This is a genomic window from Serratia sp. Ser99 (assembly GCF_024519545.1).
Taxonomy (GTDB): domain Bacteria; phylum Pseudomonadota; class Gammaproteobacteria; order Enterobacterales; family Enterobacteriaceae; genus Serratia; species Serratia liquefaciens.
The window spans coordinates 705,186-726,133 of record NZ_JALJRT010000001.1; the positions used below are offsets into that span (position 1 = coordinate 705,186).

Consider the following 20,948-nt stretch of genomic DNA (forward strand, 5'->3'; position numbering starts at 1 on the left):
ACGGCCTGGCAACGGCGAGCTCCCGTTAAGGCGTCGTTTTTGGCGTTGGGTTTTGTCCCTGGGTCAGAGCCTTCTCATCGTCGGAGATGCTGCCGGTATTTGCCGCCCATACGCCTTCCTGAGTCTTGGTGACCTGTTGGTGAGCGGCATTCAGGTTTTGGCCAACGGCAGCAATATGATTAGACTCCACACCGCCGGTATTTTCCGCCCAGGGAATGGTTTGATCGTTGGCCCGCGCGAGCCCGCTTAACAACAGAGGCAGGATGACCAGTGTGGCATGAGTAACGACTTTCATTTTCATGATCTCAATGTCCTTTAATGCGTATGGCATACGGTGGTTTGGCCATAGCGTTATCAGTGATAAACAATTGAGGGGGGAGGGATAGCCTTAAGTCAGTCTACTAACGGTTGGCGGTTTGGGATCCGCAATACGCCCTGTTCATACAGTCTAGGCCTGGCTTCCAGCGGCTGCGGTGGCATTGATGTAAACGGAATCATTCATTTCTAAGCGGACATGTAAAACTGTTTCATGAGAAATAATTCGCATGTTTATAATGTTCGGGGTCCTGCAAACGGTTTTATGGCCTAACCTTTCATTTAGGTAGAAAAGGCAGGGTTGGTGTAGTTATCCGTCTCATCTCATTGAGTTTTTCACCTCAGATTACGCCGATCCCTTTTCTTGCTTCCCGGAAAAAAGCGTGCTGATAAAGTCGACGAATACGCGTATTTTATGGCTGCGGTCGCGCAACCGTGGGTAAAGGATATTGACGGGGGCGCCAACGGGGGCCCATTCCTGTAATACCGGCTCTAGTGACCCCGCCAGCAGGTAACTTTCTAACGTGCAATCCAGCAAATAGACCAGTCCGAGATGGTTTTTGGCCACTTCACATAAAGACTGCGAATGATTAAAACTCAGCAGTGGGCTGGGGGGCAGTTGATAGACTTGCTCGTTACGAATAAATTGCCAAGGATCTGCCATTGTTTCACCTGAGCGGATAAAACCAAGCCGCACATGTTGTTGCAACTGTTGTGGGTGTTCCGGCCGGCCATAACGGTCAAAATAGACACTTGAACCGCAACACAGGTAGTGCGGTTGGAATAGTTTGCGGCTGACCATATCCGGAACATCGTTGGCGCCGATTCGAATAAACACGTCTGCACGATCCTCTACCGGATTGACCAGCCGATCGCTTACCGACACGCTGAGCTGTATTTCCGGATACTGTGCCAGAAATGCCGGCAGTGCAGGGGCGATATGCATACTGCTGAGCATCGAGGCAATCTCAACGCGCAAGGGGCCGCGGGGTTGTTCAAATTCATCCGACATATCGTTCTTCAGTCGATCAAACTGCTGCAATATCTCTTGCGCCGAACGATAGCAGCGCTCACCGGCTGCAGTCAGCGAAAAACGGCGGGTTGAGCGTTTAAAAAGCGGCTGTTGAAACTGCTTCTCGAGCTGGTTAATGCTGTAAGTGATGCTGGCGGGTGATAAACCCAGTTTAGTTGCAGCCTGGCTGAACCCTTCCATTTCCACTACCTGACAGAAAACGCGCAGGGCGTGCAATTCATTCATTTTGGCTACGTCCATTATTTAAATTTTTAAAAGAATATTTTTAAATTTCCCCACTGTCAATCAGGGTCGAAGTTGATTAAATTATTTTCATCATCAGTCGTTTAATGATGACGTAATTTACCGCATGGTTAAATATAATGTGTTAAGGATATTCAATGAAAAAAATAATCGCTGCTTTATTGCTGGTGGGGCCAGGTTTGCTCACTCATGCCTACGCGGCTGAAAATAATCTGGCGCATCAAAGTTATAAGGTTTCCGCTGATGCTGGTATAGCGGCGGAACAAAAAGCCGTTTACGATACGATAAATCGCTACCAGACTGCGCTTAATGCGGGTGATACCAACACTATTTTATCGTTGTTCGCGAGTGAGAGTTACTCACAATGGAATGAAAAGCCAACCGCGGACACTAGCGAAAAACGCCGCCAACAATATGACGACTTATTTAAGAAAGAGAAGTTTGAAACAGAATTCGCCTATGACAGCGTTCGGGTTAATGGCAATATGGCTTATGTGCGTACTCACCATCACCGTGGGGCGACGGTTAGTCGAATTAGCGATGGCGCAACGCTAATTGATTTAAATCGGGAAGTCTTTATTTTAGAAAAACAGCAGGGGCATTGGAAAATTGTAGTTTATACATTTAACACCAACCCTATTCAGGGAGTGGGCTGAGTAATTATTAAATAAAGACCGCGAGAGCGGTCTTTATTTTCAGATTATCAACACGACTAAAGATTCCCTACGCCACCGTCGATCAGCAACTCACTGCCCACCATAAAGGCGGACTCATCCGATGCCAGGAAGACTGCCGCCTTTGCCAGCTCCCATGCCGTACCCATGCGGCCGATAGGCACCAGAGCGCGGATCTCGTCGCGCAGGGCCTGTTCATCGGCATCATTTAACCCCAGCTTGCCCAGCGCCGGGGTTTCTGTCGGGCCGGGGCTGAGGCCGTTAACCCGGATGCCGCGCGGATGCAGTTCGCCGGAAAGCGTTCGGGCCAGCGACAACAGCCCGGCCTTGCTGGCGGCGTAAACGTTGCTTAACGGCAGCCCGATATGTGCACTGACCGAGCCGCACAAAATAATCGACGCCGGATTAGCCAGCTGTGGCAGCAGCGCCTGGATCAGGAAGAACGGCCCCTTCAGGTTGATGTCCATCAGTCGCTGATAACTTTGTTCATCCCACTCCTGCAAAGGATGGTGTGTGACGTCACCGGCGTTGATATACAGCACGTCGAGGCGCGGCCAGTGGTTGGCCAACTGCTGCGCCAATGTACGTTGTTCAGCGATATCTCCGGCGTTGCTGCGTAACAGCAACACGTCACCCAGTTCTTTTCCCGCTGCCTCGAGGCCGCTTTGGCTGCGGCCGGTGATCGCCACGGTGGCACCCTCAGCGATAAACTGACGCGCCGTTTCCAAACCAATGCCGCTGGTGCCGCCGGTGATCAACGCGTATTTGCCTTGTAGTCGTGACATAGCCCACTCCTGTTTATGGTCGATACGGCCATTATTTGCGTTATAGTATCCTTTGCATAGTAGGCACCTTTTGGATACTAACGGGCAAAGAGGGATGAAATGAGCAAAGCTGGGCTTTCTGTTACGGAAAAAAATTTAGCCGGGTTGCCGACAGCGGGCGAACCTTGTCCGATGGTGGACTTCGTGAATCTGGTTGCAGGGAAGTGGGCGATTCCCATCCTTTACCGATTGATCTTGATCGACAGCCCGGTGCGTTTCAGTGAACTGCAACGTGCGGTAGCGCCGATTGCTCAGAAAGAGTTGACGCGCCAACTGCGACAGTTTGAGCAGCGCGGTCTGGTCACGCGGCAGGTGTTTCCGGAAGTCCCGCCGCGTGTTGAATATCAAATTACGTCGCTGGGCAAAACGCTGCGCCCGACGCTCGACTCTTTGGCTAACTGGATGCGGACACATGCACCCCAGTTAATTGAGGATTAGTCGCCGATACCCGGCGGATTGATGGCTGAGCGCGGGACCTTTTCATCGTGCTCACCCCAGCGATCCAGCACCTGGGCGTATTCGCCGCTGACGATCACCCCATTGATGGCGGCGTTGATGGCCGCCACCAGGCCATTGTCTTTTTTAGTGGTGACCGCCACATAGGCCACGTTAGGGCCGATGCCAACCATTTTGGTTTTGCCGGTCAGCGCCGCCTTGTAGGCTCCGGTGGAATGGGGACCGAAGTAGGCGTCGACGCGCCCGGACTGAATGCTCAGGTTGGCGGCAGCGTCGTCGGTGACATAAATCGGTTGCACCGGCGGCAGACCGTTGGCGCGGTTCTGCTTGTCCCAGCCGAGCAGGATGTTTTCCTGATTGGTGCCGGAACCGACAATGATTCGCAGCCCGGCAACGTCTGCGGGTTGATTGATTGAATTGATTTTACTGGTGGATTTTACGTAAAAACCCAGCGTATCCACCCGATAGGTAGCGAAATCAAACTTGGTTTTGCGCAGTTTGGTCACGGCAATATTGAAAATTGCGGCGTCATACTTGCCGGAACTGATCCCGAGTGGCCAATCCTCCCAGGAAGTGGGCACCAGATTTAATTCCAGCCCCAAGCTGTCTGCCACCAGTTGTGCAATATCCGGGTCGCTGCCAATCAGCGTTTTATTGTCTTCGGCAAACAGCGCCAGCGGCGGGGAATTTTCAGACGCCACCGCGACCGTTAACTTGCCCGGTACGGCAAAAGGGTAATTGGCTGGGATCAAGGCGATGGCAGCCGGGTTCTTCGCCGCTCGCACATGTTGTTGGTTGGCTTGCAGATCGATAATGCTTTGGGGTTCAGCCACGGCATGGCCGCACAGCAACAGCGCCCCCAGCGCCAGTGTTTTGAATTGCATGTTATTTCTATCCGTTGCTAATCATAGGGTTACTATTGGCGGCGGCCGCGGGCAAGTAAAGCAACAATAGTGAATAACCAAAGTGAAAAAATCGGATATGCGCTGCCCGGAACGGCGTAATTATTCTGGCTGGTTGCCTGATTCTGCATCACTCAACGCGGAAAGTGCGCAATCAGGTTGAAAGCAGTAGAATTTGTCACTCATACTGCGTACAGCTTTTTTCCCTCTACAAGGAACGCCAGATGGCCGAAGAAACGATTTTCAGTAAAATTATCCGCCGCGAAATCCCTGCTGATGTGGTCTACCAGGATGAACTGGTCACCGCTTTTCGCGACATTTCACCTCAGGCTCCGACCCATATTTTGATCGTCCCGAATGTGCTGATCCCTACGATTAACGACGTGACTGTCGAGCACGAAGCGGCTCTCGGTCGCATGATCACCGCCGCGGCAAAAATTGCCGAGCAGGAAGGCATTGCCGAAGATGGCTACCGTCTGATAGTCAATTGCAATCGTCATGCCGGCCAAGAGGTCTATCATATTCATATGCATCTGGTCGGTGGCCGTTCATTGGGGCCGCTGCTGTCACGCTAACCGAGGTCAATCATGCGCTATAGCAAATCCCTGCGTTGTCTGATGGCGCTGGCGTTACCCGCCGTTATTTTAATGGGCTGCAGCAGCCCGAAAGGCATCGCGGTCAACGACCGACAGACGGTAGTGATGGATTCGCCGGTGCTGACCGCGGGCATTCTGGCCGACAATCCGTCGATTTCGGACGCTTCCGGGCGCGTGATGGCTACCTCGGAACTCAGTAACAGCCAATCCACACCGGTAACGGTACACTATCGTTTTTACTGGTATGACGATCAGGGGCTGGATATCCGGCCTTTTGAAGCGCCGCGCACCATCACTATTGCGCCAAATTCAGACGCCACTATTTACTCGCTTAACGGCAACCTCGATGCCAAACGCGTGCGTCTGTACCTATTCTTGTAAACTCTTGGTTCAGTGGGAGAGGGATTAATGAAAAAGTATCTATTTGTGGCGCTGGCCGCGTTGACGTTAACCGGCTGTTTATCGCGTCCGCCGGAACCGGAGCAACCGCAGCCGCCGGTGACGGTTGAGCCGGTAACGCCGCCGATCGAACAGCCACACCCGCCGGTTAGCGAGCCGGTACCGCAACCGCCGAAAATTCAGCAGCTCGATTGGCTTGGCAGCGTACAGCCGCTGGTGAACCAGATGCTGAAAGCCGATGGCGTCAATCCAGGCAGCGTGCTGTTGCTCGACAGCGTGAAGAACAATACCAACGGCGCATTGCAGACGGCGAAAGCGACCTCGGCACTGCACAAGGCGTTGGCATCCAATCAAACCTTCTCCATCGTGCCGGAAGCGCAGTTGGTCAGTGCCAAACAGACGCTGGGCCTGTCGGCGGATGACAGCCTGGGTTCACGCAGCAAAGCCATTGGTCTGGCGCGGATCGTCAGTGCACAGTACGTGTTGTACAGCGACGTCAGTGGCGACGTGAAGTCCCCAACGTTGGATATGCAACTGATGCTGGTGCAAACCGGTGAAATCGTCTGGTCAGGCAATGGCACCGTTAAACACTGAAGCCACGTTGCGAGCACTGATTGAGAACGAACTGCCGGCGGTGAAAACCGCCGGTTGTCGTTTCAGCCCGGTGCAGGGCCTGACCGGTGAAAGTTGGCGTATTGAAGGCGAAGGTGTGCAACTGTTGGCGCGTCAGCAAAGCCCAGAGAAAAGTGCGCTGGGCGTCAGCCGTCGGCGCGAGGCGCGAGTGCTGCATCGCCGTGGGAAGGACATCGGGCCACAGGTTTTAGTGCAAAATAATCAGTGGATTATCCTGCAGTGGCTTGATGGTGACGTTGTCACAGATGTGGATTTTTCTCGCCTCAATGAGCAGGGCGATTTGGCGGCGTTGCTGGCCGGTTTGCATCGGCAACCTCCCAGCGGCTACCCGTTGAACCTGCCTCGGCAATTTGCCCGTTATTGGCAGCAATTGGATGGTCGGCGTTTGACGCCGGCCTGGCTGCGGTTGCATCAACACTTTCAGCACCGCCGCACACCAACGCCGTTGAAACTGGCGCCGCTGCATATGGATGTTCATCCGGGTAATCTGATCGTTCAGGGCGAAAATCTGCGGCTGATTGACTGGGAGTATGCGGCAGACGGCGATATTGCGTTAGACATCGCCGCGCTGTTTTGCAGTAACGCCTGGTCACCCGCGCGCCGACAGCAATTTTTGCAGCATTATGCTCGCATCGGTTACCTTGATTTACCCTTGCTGCGCAAGCAGGTTCAGCGCTGGCTGCCGTGGGTGGATTACCTGATGCTGCTCTGGTTTGAAGTGCGCTGGCAACAGACCGGCGATCCTGAATTTTTGCGCTGGGGCGCAGTGTTGCACCGGCGTTTTTGTTTAACATCCCATGTTCTATACCTAAAATAATTGGAGTTGCATTGAGGCGGCCAGTCTGTAAGTCCCCAGGAGCATAGATAACTATGTGACTGGGGCGTGCAGGCGCAGCCAACAAAGAGGCAGATTCAAGTAGACAGGTATAAATGAATAATGAAGTGAGGTGGCCGTGGGCCCAGTAATGTTAGATGTCGCCAGCTATGAGCTGGACGCAGAAGAACGTGAGATCTTAAAACACCCGCTGGTGGGCGGCCTGATCCTCTTCACCCGCAATTTCCACGATGCACAGCAGCTGCGTGAGCTGGTGCGGCAGATCCGCGAGGCTTCCCACGATCGGCTGGTGGTGGCGGTGGATCAGGAAGGCGGCCGCGTTCAGCGTTTCCGCGAAGGTTTTACCCGCCTGCCGGCGGCACAGTCATTTGCCGCCCTGAATTCTGCCCATGAGGGCAAGCGTCTGGCGCAGGAGGCCGGTTGGCTGATGGCAGCGGAAATGATCGCGCAGGATATCGACATCAGCTTCGCGCCGGTGCTCGATATTGGCCATGTCAGCGCCGCGATTGGTGAACGCTCGTTCCACAGCGATCCAACGCAGGCGTTGGTGATGGCTGAGCAGTTCATTTTGGGCATGCACAGTGCCGGTATGAAAACCACCGGCAAGCATTTCCCGGGGCACGGTGCCGTCAGCGCGGATTCGCACAAAGAAACGCCGCGCGATCCACGTCCACTGGCGCAGATCCGCGAACATGATATGGCGATCTTCCGCGAATTGATTAACCGTCAACTGCTGGACGCCGTAATGCCGGCGCACGTCATCTATACTGAAGCAGACCCGCGTCCGGCCAGCGGCTCCCCTTATTGGTTAAAGCAGATCCTGCGTCAGGAGTTGGGCTTTGACGGCGTCATTTTCTCGGACGACCTGTCAATGGAAGGGGCGGCGATCATGGGCAGTTATGCCGAACGTGGCCAGGCGGCGCTGGATGCCGGCTGTGACATGATCCTGGTGTGCAATAACCGCGCAGGGGCGGTCAGCGTGCTGGATAACCTGTCCCCGGTCAAAGCAGACAGGGTGAAGCAGTTATATCATCGCGGTCAGTTCACCCGTCAGGCGCTGCGTGATTCTGCGCGCTGGCAGCAGGCGCATAAGGAATTGAATGCGCTCAGCGAACGCTGGGAGGAGCACAAACAGCGTAATGCGGGGTGAACCCAGGGCGTCGTAATGCGGCGTAAACGATGAGGGCTGCGGCGCGGCCCTCAGCTTGTTGCGAGGATCCACATGATTATCTATCTACATGGCTTCGATTCAACCAGTCCCGGCAATCATGAAAAGGTGTTACAGCTCCAGTTTATCGATCCGGACGTGCGCTTTATCAGCTACAGCACCTTGCATCCACGCCATGACATGCAGCATTTGTTGAAAGAGGTGGACAAGGCGGTTCAGCAGGAAGGGGATAAACATCCGCTGATCTGTGGGGTGGGTTTGGGGGGCTTTTGGGCCGAACGTATCGGCTTTCTGTGCGGCATCCGACAGGTGATCTTCAACCCCAATCTGTATCCTGAAGAACATATGCAGGGCAAAATCGACCGGCCGGAAGAGTACCGTGACATCGCCACCAAGTGTGTCGAAGACTTCCGCGAGAAAAATCGCGATCGCTGCCTGGCGGTGCTTTCCCGCCACGACGAGGTGTTGGACAGCCAGCGCAGTGCGGAACTGCTGCACAAATACTATGAAATCGTCTGGGATGAACAGCAGACGCACAAGTTCAAAAATATCTCGCCTCACCTGCAACGTATCAAGGCGTTCAAGACCCTGCTTTAACAGTTTTATAACGCGCGATGTCGCCGCAATGATTGCTTTTTACAGGCAAACATTGCGGTATTTTGCGGTCAAAAAGCGCCGTTTGGCCCGTTGGACGGTAAAATTTGAAACTGTGACCCAGCGCTAACTATTTGAATCACAATCCTCAAAATTTCCCTTCGTCCAGCCTTTAACCAAAAAAGTTTGATGTACATCAATTTTGGTATTACCAAATAACCCCCCATGCTATTCTGGCTTTAGATAGCAGGTTTAATTTACGCGAACCCTATGTATTCTAAGGATATTATTTCTTTACCCTTGGGCAACAATTGGTTCACATTTAGGGGGTTATTTTGACAACGCCAAAGAAAAAAATCGTCATCGTGGGTGGTGGCGCCGGTGGTCTGGAACTGGCGACCAGCCTGGGCCATAAACTCGGTCGTAAGCATAAAGCTGAAATCACGCTGGTGGACCGTAACCACAGCCATCTGTGGAAACCTTTGCTGCATGAAGTCGCAACCGGTTCCCTTGATGATGGCGTTGACGCGCTGAGCTACCTGGCGCATGCGCGCAATCACTCTTTCAGCTTCCAACTGGGTTCGCTGACCAACATCAATCGTGAAACCAAAACGCTGCACCTGGCGCAAATCTGCGACGAGCAGGGTGGCGAATTGGTGCCTGAGCGCGAGTTGTCTTACGATATTCTGGTGATGGCGCTGGGCAGTACCTCGAACGACTTTGGCACTCCTGGCGTAAAAGATCACTGTATCTTCCTGGATAACCCGCACCAGGCTCGACGTTTCCACAACGAGATGCTGAACCTGTTCCTCAAGTTCTCGGCGCAGCCGGGGCAAAAAGAGCGGGTGAATATCGCTATCGTTGGGGGCGGTGCCACTGGCGTTGAGCTGTCCGCCGAACTGCATAATGCGGTGAAACAGCTGCACAGCTATGGTTTTGAAGGCCTGGACAACAGTGCACTGAACGTAACGTTGGTCGAAGCGGGCGAGCGCATTCTGCCTGCGCTGCCGCCGCGTATTTCGGCTGCTGCACATCAGGAACTGAACAAATTGGGCGTGCGCGTGCTGACCAACACCATGGTCACCAGCGCGGATGCCAACGGCCTGAATACCAAAGGCGGCGAATTTATCGATGCCGATCTGATGGTGTGGGCGGCCGGTATCAAGGCGCCGGACTTTATGAAGGACATCGGCGGGCTGGAAACCAACCGCATCAACCAGCTGGTGGTAGAGCCAACGTTGCAAACCACGCGCGATCCGAACATTTTCGCCATCGGCGACTGCGCTTCCTGCCCGAAAGAGGGCGGTGGTTTTGTACCGCCGCGCGCCCAGTCGGCGCACCAGATGGCATCACGCTGCTTTACCAACATTCTGGCGCTGATGAACGGCCAGACGCTGAAGCCGTACGTGTATAAAGACCACGGTTCGTTGGTGTCTCTGTCCCGCTTCAGCACCGTGGGCAGCCTGATGGGCAACCTGATGCGCGGCTCGATGATGGTGGAAGGCCGCATTGCGCGCTTTGTTTACATCTCGCTGTACCGTATGCACCAGGTCGCTTTGCACGGCTACATCAAAACCGGCCTGATGATGCTGGTTGGCGGCATTAACCGGGTGATCCGCCCGCGTTTGAAAATGCACTAACCGCCCCGTTATCGACCACCCACGCCGGTTCGCCCGCGTGGGTTTTTTTATGCCTACAGCCGCAAGATCGGGGAGGCAGCAGCTGATTATTCAGCACAATGTCCCGTCGTTATGGGTAAAAGTCTTAAGAATCCTCCTAAACACTGGGGGTAAGTGGGATTTCCGGCATTTTTGGTCACATTGTCTTATTGCGAGGTTCTGGAACATTGTGCAGACTTTCTCTCGTTTACAGACGGCGCGTCGCGCACGCCGTAAACCGGAATACCACGTGCCGCCAATGCGCAAAATAATAAGCGCGGTGCAATGTCGGTAAAGTCCCCGGTACAAATGCGTGGTAACACTTTCAGGAGGATTTCCTGTGAACAAGTCAATGTTAGCCGGTGTGGGTATTGGTATTGCAGCCGCTCTGGGTATTGCTGCGGTTGCCAGTCTTGACGTTTTCTCTTCCGGTCCGCAATACGCGCAGGTACTCGCTGCCACGCCGATCAAAGAAACCATCAAGACCCCGCGTCAGGAATGTCGCAATGTGACCGTCACTCACCGTGCGCCAGTACAGGACGAGAATCGTCTTGCCGGCTCCGTGCTGGGTGCGGTCGCCGGCGGCGTCATCGGTCATCAGTTCGGTGGGGGTCGTGGACGTGACGTCGCGACGGTCGTCGGCGCATTGGGCGGCGGCTATGCCGGTAACCAGGTGCAGGGGGCGATGCAGAATAACGACACCACCACCAGCACGCAGCAGCGTTGTAAAACGGTCTACGACAAATCACAGAAAATGCTGGGTTACGACGTGACCTACAAGATTGGCAATCAGCAGGGCAAGATCCGCATGGATCACGATCCCGGCACCCAGATCCCGCTGGATAAAAGCGGCCAGCTGGTGCTGAACAAAGCCTGATCGCCCGATAAGAATTAAACCCGCGAACAGTGTTAGTTCTGATCGTTTAACTCAGTTAAGCGAGCGGCATTAATATTGGCGCGGGTTTCTGTCTATTTACTCCCCGCTGTTTTGCCGTCAGGCCAGTACGGACGCTATTTCCCGCACTAATGTATCCGTGCGATTTATCCGGGCATAACTTCAATAGTGCAACAGTGTTTGTTATATTATTGTGCAATTGAGCGGGTGTTGTGGCGTGATGCCACCCCGGCCAAACCTGAGAATTGGGTCTCCCGGAGACAGAGATAAAAACATGTTAGATTTTCGCTTTCCGACAGCGTTGCAAATGGTACTTAGCGTAGCCGTGGCTGAAAAGCTGGGCGTGCGTTCGACCAGCGCGGTCCTTGCCGCCGGTCTGGAAGCCAATCCCAGTTTTATCCGCAAGCTGATGGTACCCTTGACCAAAAATGGCATCATCGTTTCTACCCTCGGCCGTAATGGTTCGATTCACCTGGGGCGTCCGGTGGAGCAGATCACCCTGCGAGATATTTACCTGTCCGTGATTGACGATAAGCGCATCTGGGCCGCCCGCCCGGAAGTACCGGCCCGCTGCCTGGTCAGCGCCAATGCCTGTTGGTATTTCAAGTCGGTGGTAAACGAAGCGGAAGAAGCGTCGCTGGAAGTATTGGCGCGCCATACGGTAGCCGACGCGTTAGCCGAGCTGGAGCGGGGCGATAAGCGTGCCTGTGCGGAATATATGGCGCGTGCCGGTCAGGATGCAGAGACAGCGGAAAAATAAATCACGCTAAACGCTAAAACAAAGAAAAAGCCCGGTGTTTAAACCGGGCTTTTTTATGGCTGACAAAGTCCTTTGCCGTTAAAAAATCTGATCTTGGGACGAATAAAAACAAAGAATTATGTCTTCTGATCTACCCCAAACATCCGAAAATCCCATTTTTCGGGTGTTTGTCATCAGACTAAGCCCGGTGTTTAAACCGGGCTTTTTTATGGCTGATACAAACGGAAGATTAGGCCGTTTGCTGACGTGCCTTCCGTGTGACCATACGACGCAGGGTCACGTAGAACACCGGGGTCAGGAACAACCCGAACAGCGTGACGCCCAGCATGCCGGCAAACACCGTAATACCGGTGACGCCGCGCACTTCGGCCCCGGCACCGTGCCCCAGGATCAGGGGAATGGTTCCGGCGATAAAGGCGATAGAGGTCATCACGATCGGCCGCAGTCGCAGACGGCAGGCTTCCAGCGCCGCTTCCATGATGCTTCTGCCCTGTAGCTCAAGTTCGCGGGCGAACTCGACAATCAAAATGGCGTTTTTACAGGCCAGCCCCATCAATACCACTAACCCTACCTGGACGAACACGTTGTTGTCGCCGCCGGTCAGCCAGACGCCGAACAGCGCCGACAGCATGGTCATCGGCACGATCAGGATCACTGCCAGCGGCAGCGTCCAGCTTTCGTACAGCGCCGCCAATGCCAGGAAGGCCAACAGTACCGCCACCGGGAACACAATAATCGCCGCATTGCCCTGGGTTGACTGTTGGTAGCTCAGGTCGGTCCATTGGATGTTCATACCGTTCGGTAACAGCTTATTGGCCATGATCGTCAGTTCACTCATTGCCTGTGACGATGACAACACCCGAGGATCGGCATCGCCAATCAGATCCGCCGCCGGGAAACCGTTGTAGCGGATCACCGGGTCCGGGCCGTAGGTGGTGCTGATGCTGACCATGCTGCCAATCGGCACCATTTCACCCTTATCGTTACGGGTGCGCAGGTTGGCGATATCCTCCACGCTGTCGCGGAACTGACCATCAGCTTGGGCCATCACTTTCCAAGTGCGACCGTAGCGGTTGAAGTCATTGATGTATGACGAACCAAGGTAGGTCTGCAGCGTGCTGAACAATGCGTTAAGCGGTACGCCTTGCGCCTTGGCCTTGTCACGGTCAATTTTTGCGTCCAACTGCGGCACGTTGGCCTGATAAGACGAAATAGGGAAGCCCATGCCCGGCGTTTGCATGATGGCACCCGACATCGTATTGATCGCAGTCTGCAGCGCGCCATACCCCAGACCAGCACGATCCTGAATATACAGCGAATACCCGGAGCCCTGACCGATGCCGAGAATGGGCGGTGGCATGATCGAGAAGGCGAAGCCTTCCTGGATCTGTGAAATCTTGGCGTTAATTTCGGCGTTAATCTGCGCCGCACTGCGGGTGCGGGTGCTTAACGATTCAAGCGCAAAGAACACGGTGCCGGTGTTGGGCGTATTGGTGAACTGCAACGCATTCAAACCGGGGAAGGAGACTGCATCGGTTACGCCGTCGACGCTCAGGCCGATAGCGCTCATCTTGCGGATCACCGCATCGGTACGCTCCAGTGACGAACCTTCCGGCATTTTCACCCCGCCAATCAGGTAAAGTTTGTCCTGAGTCGGGATAAATCCGCCCGGCACGGTTTTAAACATCACCCCGGCGGCACACAGCAACAGCACGTACACCACAAATACCGCGCCACGCTTGCCTAACGCACGTGAAACCCCACGCTGATAACGTTGCGAACTGTTGGCAAAGAAGCGGTTGAACGGGCGGAACAGCCAACCGAATAACCGATCAATCAGGCGTGACGGCATGTCCTTCGGCGCACCGTGCGGTTTGAGCAGCAGCGCTGCCAATGCCGGTGACAGGGTCAGCGAGTTGATGGCGGAAATCACGGTCGAAATGGCGATAGTGACGGCAAACTGCTTATAAAACTGGCCGGTAACGCCGGAAAGAAACGCCATCGGGACGAACACGGCGCACAGCACCACGGCGATGGCGATAATCGGGCCGGAGACTTCGCGCATTGCCTGATGCGCTGCCGCCAGCGGCGACAGACCTTCTTCAATATTACGCTCGACGTTTTCCACCACCACGATGGCGTCGTCGACCACGATACCGATGGCCAGCACCAGCCCGAACAAACTCAACGTATTGAGCGAGAACCCCAACAGATAGAGCGCAGCAAAGGTGCCGACGATGGAGATCGGAACCGCCAGTAGCGGGATGATCGACGCGCGCCAGGTCTGCAGGAACAGAATGACCACCAGAACTACCAGCAGCACCGCTTCAAGCAGGGTATCTATTACCGAGCGGATAGAATCGCGCACGAACACCGTAGGGTCGTACGGCGATTCCCAGCTCATGCCGTCCGGAAAGCGGGTCGACAGCTCGGCCATTTTGGCTCGCACCGCATTGGACAGCTCAATGGCATTGGCACCCGGTGCCTGGAAGATACCAATCCCGACCGCGTCTTTATTATTGAGCTGGGCACGCAACGCATAGCTGCCGGAACCCATTTCAATACGCGCCACGTCACGCAGGCGGACGATCTCGCCGTTGTCGCCGCTTTTGAGAATGATATTACCGAACTCTTCCTCGGTCTGCAGGCGGCCCTGCGCGTTGATCGACAGCAGGTAATCGCTGCGGGTCGGCATAGGTTCCGCCCCCAACTGGCCGGCGGAAACCTGCACGTTTTGCTCCTGCATGGCGGTAACCACGTCAGAGGCCGTCAGCCCGCGTGAAGCGACCTTATTCGGATCCAACCAGATGCGCATCGCATATTCGCCCGCACCAAAGATCTGTACCTGACCGATCCCCGGCAAACGGGCCAGCTCATCCTTGACCTTCAGGGTGGCGTAGTTGCGCAGGTACAGTGAATCGTATTTGCCGGAAGGGGAGACCAGATGCACCACCAGCGTCAGGGCCGGTGATTGCTTCTGGGTGGTTACCCCCTGGCGACGCACATCCTCCGGCAGGCGCGCTTCGGCCTGCGCCACGCGGTTTTGTACCTGCACCTGTGCCTGGTCAGGATCGGTTCCCGGGCGGAAGGTGACGGTGGTTACCAGGACACCGTCGGAACCGGCTACCGATTTCATGTACATCATATTTTCGACGCCGTTGATCGCTTCTTCCAGCGGCGTTGCAACCGTTTCGGCAATCTCTTTCGGGTTGGCGCCCGGGTATTCTGCGCGCACCTGCACGCTGGGCGGCACGACGTCAGGGTACTCGCTGATCGGCAACAGCGGGATGGCAATCACGCCGCCGACAAAAATCAGGATCGACAGCACCGCGGCAAAAATCGGTCGGTCGATGAAAAAACGGGAAAAGTCCATGGCTCAGAATTCCTGCTGGGGCTTAGTTAAGCGCGGAAGCATCGGCGTTGATCGCCACGGTTTTTGCTGCAACCGGCATGCCCGGCATAAACACTTTTTGCATACCGTCGACGATCACCCGATCGCCCGCAGACAGGCCTTTGCGGACAATGCGCAGTCCGTCAGCCACGCGGCCGACCTCGATGTCTCGGCGCTGCGCCTTGCCGTCTTTATCGACGATATAAACAAACTTGCGGTCCTGATCGGTCATTACCGACTTGTCGTCAATCAGCATGGCGTTGAACACGGCGCTGCCGGGCATCTGCACCCGTGCAAACAGCCCTGGCGTAAAGCGGCGCTCGGCGTTTTCCAGCAGGGCGCGCATACGAATGGTGCCGGTGCCGGCGTTCAGTTGGTTATCGGTGAAATCCACCACGCCCTGATGCGGATAGCCGTCTTCGCCCACCAGCCCGACCTTCACCGGCAGTTTTGCCGTGCGTCGACCATCGTTTTGGTACCGCAGGAAGGTGGCTTCATCGACGTCGAAATAGACATACACCTTATCGAGCGAGACCAGCGTGGTGAGCACGCTGGCGCTGTCGCCGGCGGTGACCAGGTTACCGGCAGTGATCATGGCGCGGCTGGCGCGACCGTCGATCGGGGCGATCACTCGGGTAAAGTCGAGATTCAGCTGTGCCATGTCGAACTGGGCCTGGGCCGCTAAAACGTTGCTCTGTGCCTGTGCGGCGGAGGAGCGGCGTTGTTCCCATACCTCGGTCGAAATCGCCTGGCTGCCAATTAGTTTCTCGGTACGGCTGGATTCGCTGCGCGCCAGCGCGGCCTGGTTGCGCGCCCGCACCAGTTCGGCCTGAGCCTGTTCGCGCGCGGCGCGGTAGGTACGATCGTCTATGGTAAACAGCACCTGACCTTTCTTGACTTCATCGCCTTCGGTGTAATTCACCTTGTCGATATAGCCGGAAACTCGCGGACGCAACTGCACGCTTTGCACCGCTTCGATTCGGCCATTAAAGGTATCCCATTGGCTGATGGGTTTGATTACCACGTCGGCGGCGCTGACGGCAGGCGGCGGGGGGGCCGCATTCTTGGCGGCGCTGTTATCACACCCGGCCAGCAACGTGACCAGCAGCGCAATCGCCGAGAGGCGTGCGCCGAAACCGATGGCGTTATGATGGCCTGGAGAGGGGAACAATGAGTTTGGCTGGCTTGGCATTCTTTTTATTTCCAGTGGGTAAGCACGATCAGGCCATACACCCGGCCCTGTTATCCGGGTAACGACTCTGGCCTGGGGCCGACGGCAGTGCGGTTGCACCGTCATCGGCGCAACGGTTAGGTTTTGAAACACATTGTTGTCACATTAATGTATCAATATCGGTTACATTAATTGGGTGGATTATAGAAGTGCCCCTCCGTTAAATGCAATAATAAAAATTGCATTTAGTGCGAAACTGCTGCAACGTAATGACATCGGGCAGCGGATTTACCTGCCAACGTCATGGGAGCGTCAGCATGAATAGCACGGGCTTTATTACTGATTTGATTGAGTGGATTGACAACAATCTGGAAGAGAAGCTGGATATCAACACCGTGGCGGGGCGCGCGGGGTATTCCAAATGGCACCTGCAGCGTATGTTCAAACGCCAGACCGGCTACGCGCTGGGGGAGTATATCCGTATGCAGAAGCTGAGGCTTTCAGCCGAGCGCCTGGCCAACAGCGGCGAGCCGATCGTCAGCGTGGCGATCTCACTCGGCTTCGATTCGCAACAGTCCTTCAATCGCAGTTTTAAACGCCATTACGGCCAAACCCCGGGTGACTGGCGCCGAGGTGGAATGCAGCCGCACATGATGGCCAACCGACCGCACTGAGGCGGGTTGCAGACAGCCAAAAAGCCTGAACTCGCATTCAGGCTTTCTCGTCAAATAGGGCGGTGAGGGAGGGTTTGATTCGCTGCGTTCAGCCTCCCGGTCGGTATGAGATGCAAAAAAAAAGTCTGGAGGTTAATCCAGACTTTCTCTTTAAAAGATGGCGGTGAGGGAGGGGTTCGAACCCTCGATACACTTTCGCGTATACACACTTTCCAGGCGTGCTCCTTCAGCCACTCAGACACCTCACCGTATTTTGTTGTTGCGTACTCACTGGTGCAACGGGGCGCTACTATAGGGAGAGAGGGCGATCCGGTCAAGCAGAATTTCTTGGTTTCGACGCGTCCGGTTAACCTGTGTTCGCTTTGCCGAAAACTACGGCGAACCGCACGCACAGGCAGTTTCGCCAGGGCGTTTCCTGCGCCGCAGGCAACAAAAAAGCCTGAACTTGCGTTCAGGCTTTCTCATTAAAATATGGCGGTGAGAGAGGGGTTGATTCGCTGCGCTCACCCTGCGGGCCGCCTTTGGCGGTCCAAAACACGTAGCGTTTTGTCAAACCCTGTCGAGGGTTCTTACCCTCTCGGATCCTGCTTTATAAAAGCAAAAAAAGCCTGGACGCGAATCCAGGCTTTCTCTTTAAAATATGGCGGTGAGAGAGGGGTTCGAACCCTCGATACACTTTCGCGTATACACACTTTCCAGGCGTGCTCCTTCAGCCACTCAGACACCTCACCGTTTTACTTCATCGCCAACGCGTTGCGCTGTCGACGGGCGCTAATGTAGGAGAATCTGATCCCAGCGTCAACCCTCTTGTGACATAACCACGACTGTTTAGCTAAACTTGCAGCAATTTGCTGATTTCCCGAGCAATCGACCACCGCGCTACACACATCCGCTGGACCCTCATGGGGCTAAATTGCCTTGCAGGCTAATATTTGTACATTTTGGTGTTGGTTAGCTCAATATATCAGCAATGGGATTATCTATGGTGCAGTTATATGCATTAATACTGGATTATTAGTCATATGTGTCGCTAAATAGATTGGTGCAGGCACGGCGGTTTTGGCAAGGAATATCACACCGCCGCGCAGGTTGCCGGGCAAGACGCCGGCGATAACGCAGACAGGGACTGACCTATTAAATAATAATGCAGTAGAGGTTCATTTTGACTCCATCGGACTCCACAACGGCAGCGCCGCAGCGCCATGCCATCCCCCCGGGCGCCGGGGCACTGTTCTTTATCCAAATCTTTGCCACCCTGGGTTTTGCCGTGCTGTATTCCACGCTGGTGCTCTACGCCACCAAGCGCCTGGGCTTCAGCGAGGGCAGCGCCAACGCCATGATGGGCGTATTTGGTGCGTTCAACTACGGTTTGCATATGTTTGGTGGTTACCTGGGCGGGCGCTTCCTCAGCAACCGCAACCTGTTCGTGCTGGGCATGGTGCTGCAGGTGATCGGTTGTGCATTGATCGCCGTGGCGGGCGTTTGGGGGCTTTATTGGGGGCTGGCGATGTTCCTGACCGGCAGCGGGCTGAACGTCACCTGCATTAATATGATGCTGACCCAGCGCTTTAAACCGGATGACGATCGGCGCGAATCGGCCTTTTTGTGGAACTACGCCGGGATGAACCTGGGGTTCTTTGTCGGATTCACCGTGGCCGGCTATTTCCAACTGACCGAAAACTACCGCGCTCTGTTCCTGTTCGCCACGTTGGGCAATGCCGCGGCGATCATCGTCGCTGTCAGCCGCTGGCGCATTCTGGCCGATCTCAACACCCCGCTGCACGATGCCAGCCGTTCGCAATACCGCTGGCGCATGCTGGTCGGGCTGGCGGTATTGGTGGCACTGGTGCCCATTATCCGCGTGATGCTGACCCATGCCGAATTCAGCGGCCACTTCGTGATTGGCCTCGGAGTACTGATTTTCCTGATGTTATGCGTGGTGACGTTGCGCCACCACCCGCGTGACGAGCGTCGCCGGATGACGGCTTACCTGATCCTGGCATTAGGCTCTCTGGTGTTTTGGGCGCTGTATCAGCTGGCCCCAATGGGGCTGATGCTGTTCTCCGAGCACAATATCAATCTGAACGTTTATGGCATTCAGGTGGCGCCGCAGTGGATCCAGAACATCAATACGCTGGTGATCGTGGTGGGTGGCCCGTTGATGGCCTGGTGGTTCAATCGCCTGCGCGCTCGCGGCTGCAATATCGATATTCCGATGCAGTTCTCCGGTTCGCTGTTTTGCATCGGGCTGGGCATGCTGGTGTTGCCGTTGGGCATTAGCCTGGCCGGCGGCGACGGGCTGGTGGCGTTCAAATGGATCGCGATCAGTTACGTGTTGCAGAGCATCGGCGAACTGATGATTTCCCCTATCGGTTACGCGATGATCGGCAAACTGGCGCCACCGCGTTATCAGGGCGTCATGATGGGCTGCTGGATGATGGTCACCGGCGTTGCTTCGGTGCTGGCGGGCTATGTCTCCGGCCTGATGCCGGAAAACAGCGGCAGTACCCCGTTGCAAACTAACCCTGGCTACAGCGAGGTGTTCAGCGTACTGGGCTGGGGCGCTGCGGGCGTTGGCGTGGTGATGCTGATTTTGATCCCGCTGTTGCGCAGGCTTATCCGGCATGACGCTCCTGCCGCAGCCTGAGATCCCTCGGTCTAAAAACAGCCCCACTGGTCGGGGCTGTTTTCATTTTGAGCTTTAGCGCTTGCATCTGTTGGCGAATCGCGGAAGTCTGGATGCAAATGCATAAAAACAGACGGGAGCCGCACAGATGAACATCATTTTTTATCACCCTTTCTTTAACGCCCAGGACTGGCTGACAGGCCTGTCGCAGCGTCTGCCACAGGCGACGGTTCGCGCCTGGCAACCTGGCGACGATCGCCCGGCGGATTATGCGCTGGTGTGGCGGCCGCCCTATGAGATGCTGGCGAATCGCGGCAAATTAAAAGGGGTTTTTGCCCTCGGCGCGGGCGTTGACGCCATCCTGGAACAAGAGCGCCAGCATCCCGGCACTCTGCCGGCAGGCGTTCCGCTGGTGCGCCTTGAGGACACCGGCATGGCGCAACAGATGCAGGAATATGCGCTTAGCTATGTGCTGCGTTATTTCCGCCGTTTTGATGAATATCAGTTACTGCAACAGCAGCAGAAGTGGCAACCGCTCGATCCCCATCAGCAGGAGAATTTCACCATTGGCATTTTGGGGGCGGGGGTGTTGGGGAAAAGCGTGGCGCTGAAACTGGCGGAGTTTGGTTTCAACGTGCGTTGCTGGAGCCGCAGCCCTAAACAGATTGCTGGCGTGCAGAGTTTTGCCGGTGCAGAGCAACGCGCCGCATTTCTCGATGGCGTGCAATTGCTGATCAACCTGCTGCCCAATACGCCGGAAACCGCAGGTATCCTCAATCAGCAACTGTTTGCACACCTGGCGCCTGGCGCTTACCTGATCAATCTGGCGCGTGGCGCGCATCTGGTTGAGGACGATTTACTGCAGGCGCTGGAGCAGGGGCAAATCGCCGCCGCTACGCTCGATGTGTTCGTTGACGAACCGCTGCCACAGGCGCATCCGTTCTGGCGTCATCCGCGTGTCACCATTACCCCGCATATTGCTGCCATCACCTTGCCGGAAGCGGCGATGGATCAGATAGCGGCAAACATCCGTGCGCTTGAATCCGGCCAAACACCGGCCGGCGTGGTGGATGTGCAACTGGGTTACTGATCTTTCGGTGA

Annotated in this window: 20 protein-coding genes and 2 tRNA genes; 14 read left to right on the forward strand and 8 right to left on the reverse strand. The window is 55.4% G+C overall.

All coding sequences use genetic code 11. From position 1 onward, the window contains the following. Positions 1-25: 25 nt before the first annotated feature. Positions 26-301 carry a hypothetical protein gene (locus NR114_RS03385; RefSeq protein WP_116690748.1) on the reverse strand — a complete coding sequence of 92 codons (276 nt, stop codon included), beginning with the start codon at positions 299-301 and terminating at the stop codon, positions 26-28. A 360-nt stretch (positions 302-661) separates the two neighbouring features. Beyond that, positions 662-1,573, reverse strand: a complete 912-nt coding sequence (locus NR114_RS03390; RefSeq protein WP_234529714.1) for a LysR family transcriptional regulator — start codon at positions 1,571-1,573, stop codon at positions 662-664. Positions 1,574-1,728: 155 nt separating this feature from the next. On the opposite strand from NR114_RS03390, the gene NR114_RS03395 reads away from it, so the two are divergent. Beyond that, positions 1,729-2,247 carry a nuclear transport factor 2 family protein gene (locus NR114_RS03395; RefSeq protein WP_234529715.1) on the forward strand — a complete coding sequence of 173 codons (519 nt, stop codon included), beginning with the start codon at positions 1,729-1,731 and terminating at the stop codon, positions 2,245-2,247. A gap of 56 nt (positions 2,248-2,303) precedes the next feature. Here NR114_RS03395 and NR114_RS03400 read toward each other — a convergent pair whose 3' ends face one another. Further along, positions 2,304-3,050: an SDR family oxidoreductase gene (locus NR114_RS03400; RefSeq protein WP_234529716.1), complete on the reverse strand. Its 747-nt coding sequence runs from the start codon at positions 3,048-3,050 to the stop codon at positions 2,304-2,306. A gap of 99 nt (positions 3,051-3,149) precedes the next feature. Between NR114_RS03400 and NR114_RS03405 the strand changes: the two genes are divergently transcribed. Then, positions 3,150-3,527 carry a helix-turn-helix domain-containing protein gene (locus NR114_RS03405; RefSeq protein ID WP_234529717.1) on the forward strand — a complete coding sequence of 126 codons (378 nt, stop codon included), beginning with the start codon at positions 3,150-3,152 and terminating at the stop codon, positions 3,525-3,527. On the opposite strand, the gene NR114_RS03410 is transcribed toward NR114_RS03405, so the two are convergent. Then, positions 3,524-4,429, reverse strand: a complete 906-nt coding sequence (locus NR114_RS03410; protein ID WP_020826354.1) for an ABC transporter substrate-binding protein — start codon at positions 4,427-4,429, stop codon at positions 3,524-3,526. The two genes, NR114_RS03405 and NR114_RS03410, sit on opposite strands and share 4 nt — an antisense overlap. A gap of 242 nt (positions 4,430-4,671) precedes the next feature. Between NR114_RS03410 and hinT the strand changes: the two genes are divergently transcribed. From hinT to NR114_RS03455, 9 genes are all read left to right on the forward strand, one after another. Beyond that, positions 4,672-5,022 (forward strand): purine nucleoside phosphoramidase, encoded by a 351-nt coding sequence (hinT, locus tag NR114_RS03415; RefSeq protein WP_020826355.1) that lies wholly within the window; start codon positions 4,672-4,674, stop codon positions 5,020-5,022. A gap of 12 nt (positions 5,023-5,034) precedes the next feature. Continuing rightward, entirely contained in the window at positions 5,035-5,424 is a 390-nt protein-coding gene (locus NR114_RS03420; RefSeq protein ID WP_020826356.1) for a YcfL family protein, read from the forward strand. A gap of 27 nt (positions 5,425-5,451) precedes the next feature. Next, positions 5,452-6,036: a penicillin-binding protein activator LpoB gene (lpoB, locus tag NR114_RS03425; protein ID WP_256824820.1), complete on the forward strand. Its 585-nt coding sequence runs from the start codon at positions 5,452-5,454 to the stop codon at positions 6,034-6,036. Further along, positions 6,017-6,892, forward strand: coding sequence for a thiamine kinase (gene thiK / locus NR114_RS03430; RefSeq protein ID WP_234529718.1), 876 nt, complete (start codon positions 6,017-6,019; stop codon positions 6,890-6,892). Before lpoB ends, thiK begins: the two co-directional genes overlap by 20 nt. A gap of 148 nt (positions 6,893-7,040) precedes the next feature. After that, the gene (gene nagZ / locus NR114_RS03435) at positions 7,041-8,060 is read left to right on the forward strand and encodes a beta-N-acetylhexosaminidase (RefSeq protein WP_046373903.1); all 1,020 of its coding nucleotides are present in this window, start codon (positions 7,041-7,043) and stop codon (positions 8,058-8,060) included. A 72-nt stretch (positions 8,061-8,132) separates the two neighbouring features. Further along, entirely contained in the window at positions 8,133-8,675 is a 543-nt protein-coding gene (gene ycfP / locus NR114_RS03440; RefSeq protein ID WP_020826360.1) for an alpha/beta hydrolase YcfP, read from the forward strand. Between the two features lie 332 nt (positions 8,676-9,007). Then, positions 9,008-10,312 (forward strand): NAD(P)/FAD-dependent oxidoreductase, encoded by a 1,305-nt coding sequence (locus NR114_RS03445; RefSeq protein ID WP_020826361.1) that lies wholly within the window; start codon positions 9,008-9,010, stop codon positions 10,310-10,312. A gap of 358 nt (positions 10,313-10,670) precedes the next feature. Further along, positions 10,671-11,207, forward strand: a complete 537-nt coding sequence (locus NR114_RS03450; RefSeq protein ID WP_169534192.1) for a glycine zipper 2TM domain-containing protein — start codon at positions 10,671-10,673, stop codon at positions 11,205-11,207. A gap of 292 nt (positions 11,208-11,499) precedes the next feature. Then, positions 11,500-11,985, forward strand: coding sequence for an Rrf2 family transcriptional regulator (locus NR114_RS03455; protein WP_020826363.1), 486 nt, complete (start codon positions 11,500-11,502; stop codon positions 11,983-11,985). Positions 11,986-12,214: 229 nt separating this feature from the next. Here the strand turns inward: NR114_RS03455 and sdeB are convergent, their stop codons facing one another. Together sdeB and NR114_RS03465 are read right to left on the reverse strand one after the other, a co-directional pair. Continuing rightward, positions 12,215-15,358 carry a multidrug efflux RND transporter permease subunit SdeB gene (sdeB, locus tag NR114_RS03460; protein ID WP_176983855.1) on the reverse strand — a complete coding sequence of 1,048 codons (3,144 nt, stop codon included), beginning with the start codon at positions 15,356-15,358 and terminating at the stop codon, positions 12,215-12,217. A 22-nt stretch (positions 15,359-15,380) separates the two neighbouring features. Then, a complete protein-coding gene (locus tag NR114_RS03465; RefSeq protein ID WP_234530826.1) occupies positions 15,381-16,568 on the reverse strand; it encodes an efflux RND transporter periplasmic adaptor subunit in 1,188 nt (395 codons plus the stop codon). A gap of 296 nt (positions 16,569-16,864) precedes the next feature. Between NR114_RS03465 and NR114_RS03470 the strand changes: the two genes are divergently transcribed. Further along, positions 16,865-17,221: a helix-turn-helix domain-containing protein gene (locus NR114_RS03470; RefSeq protein ID WP_020826366.1), complete on the forward strand. Its 357-nt coding sequence runs from the start codon at positions 16,865-16,867 to the stop codon at positions 17,219-17,221. 158 nt (positions 17,222-17,379) lie between these two features. Here NR114_RS03470 and NR114_RS03475 read toward each other — a convergent pair. Further along, positions 17,380-17,469: transfer RNA gene (locus NR114_RS03475), tRNA-Ser, on the reverse strand. Between the two features lie 393 nt (positions 17,470-17,862). Beyond that, a tRNA-Ser gene (locus NR114_RS03480) sits at positions 17,863-17,952 on the reverse strand. 431 nt (positions 17,953-18,383) lie between these two features. On the opposite strand from NR114_RS03480, the gene NR114_RS03485 reads away from it, so the two are divergent. Together NR114_RS03485 and ghrA are read left to right on the forward strand one after the other, a co-directional pair. Then, positions 18,384-19,868, forward strand: a complete 1,485-nt coding sequence (locus tag NR114_RS03485) for a peptide MFS transporter (protein ID WP_048762105.1) — start codon at positions 18,384-18,386, stop codon at positions 19,866-19,868. Positions 19,869-19,995: 127 nt separating this feature from the next. Next, positions 19,996-20,937, forward strand: coding sequence for a glyoxylate/hydroxypyruvate reductase GhrA (gene ghrA / locus NR114_RS03490; RefSeq protein WP_116690741.1), 942 nt, complete (start codon positions 19,996-19,998; stop codon positions 20,935-20,937). Positions 20,938-20,948 lie beyond the last annotated feature (11 nt).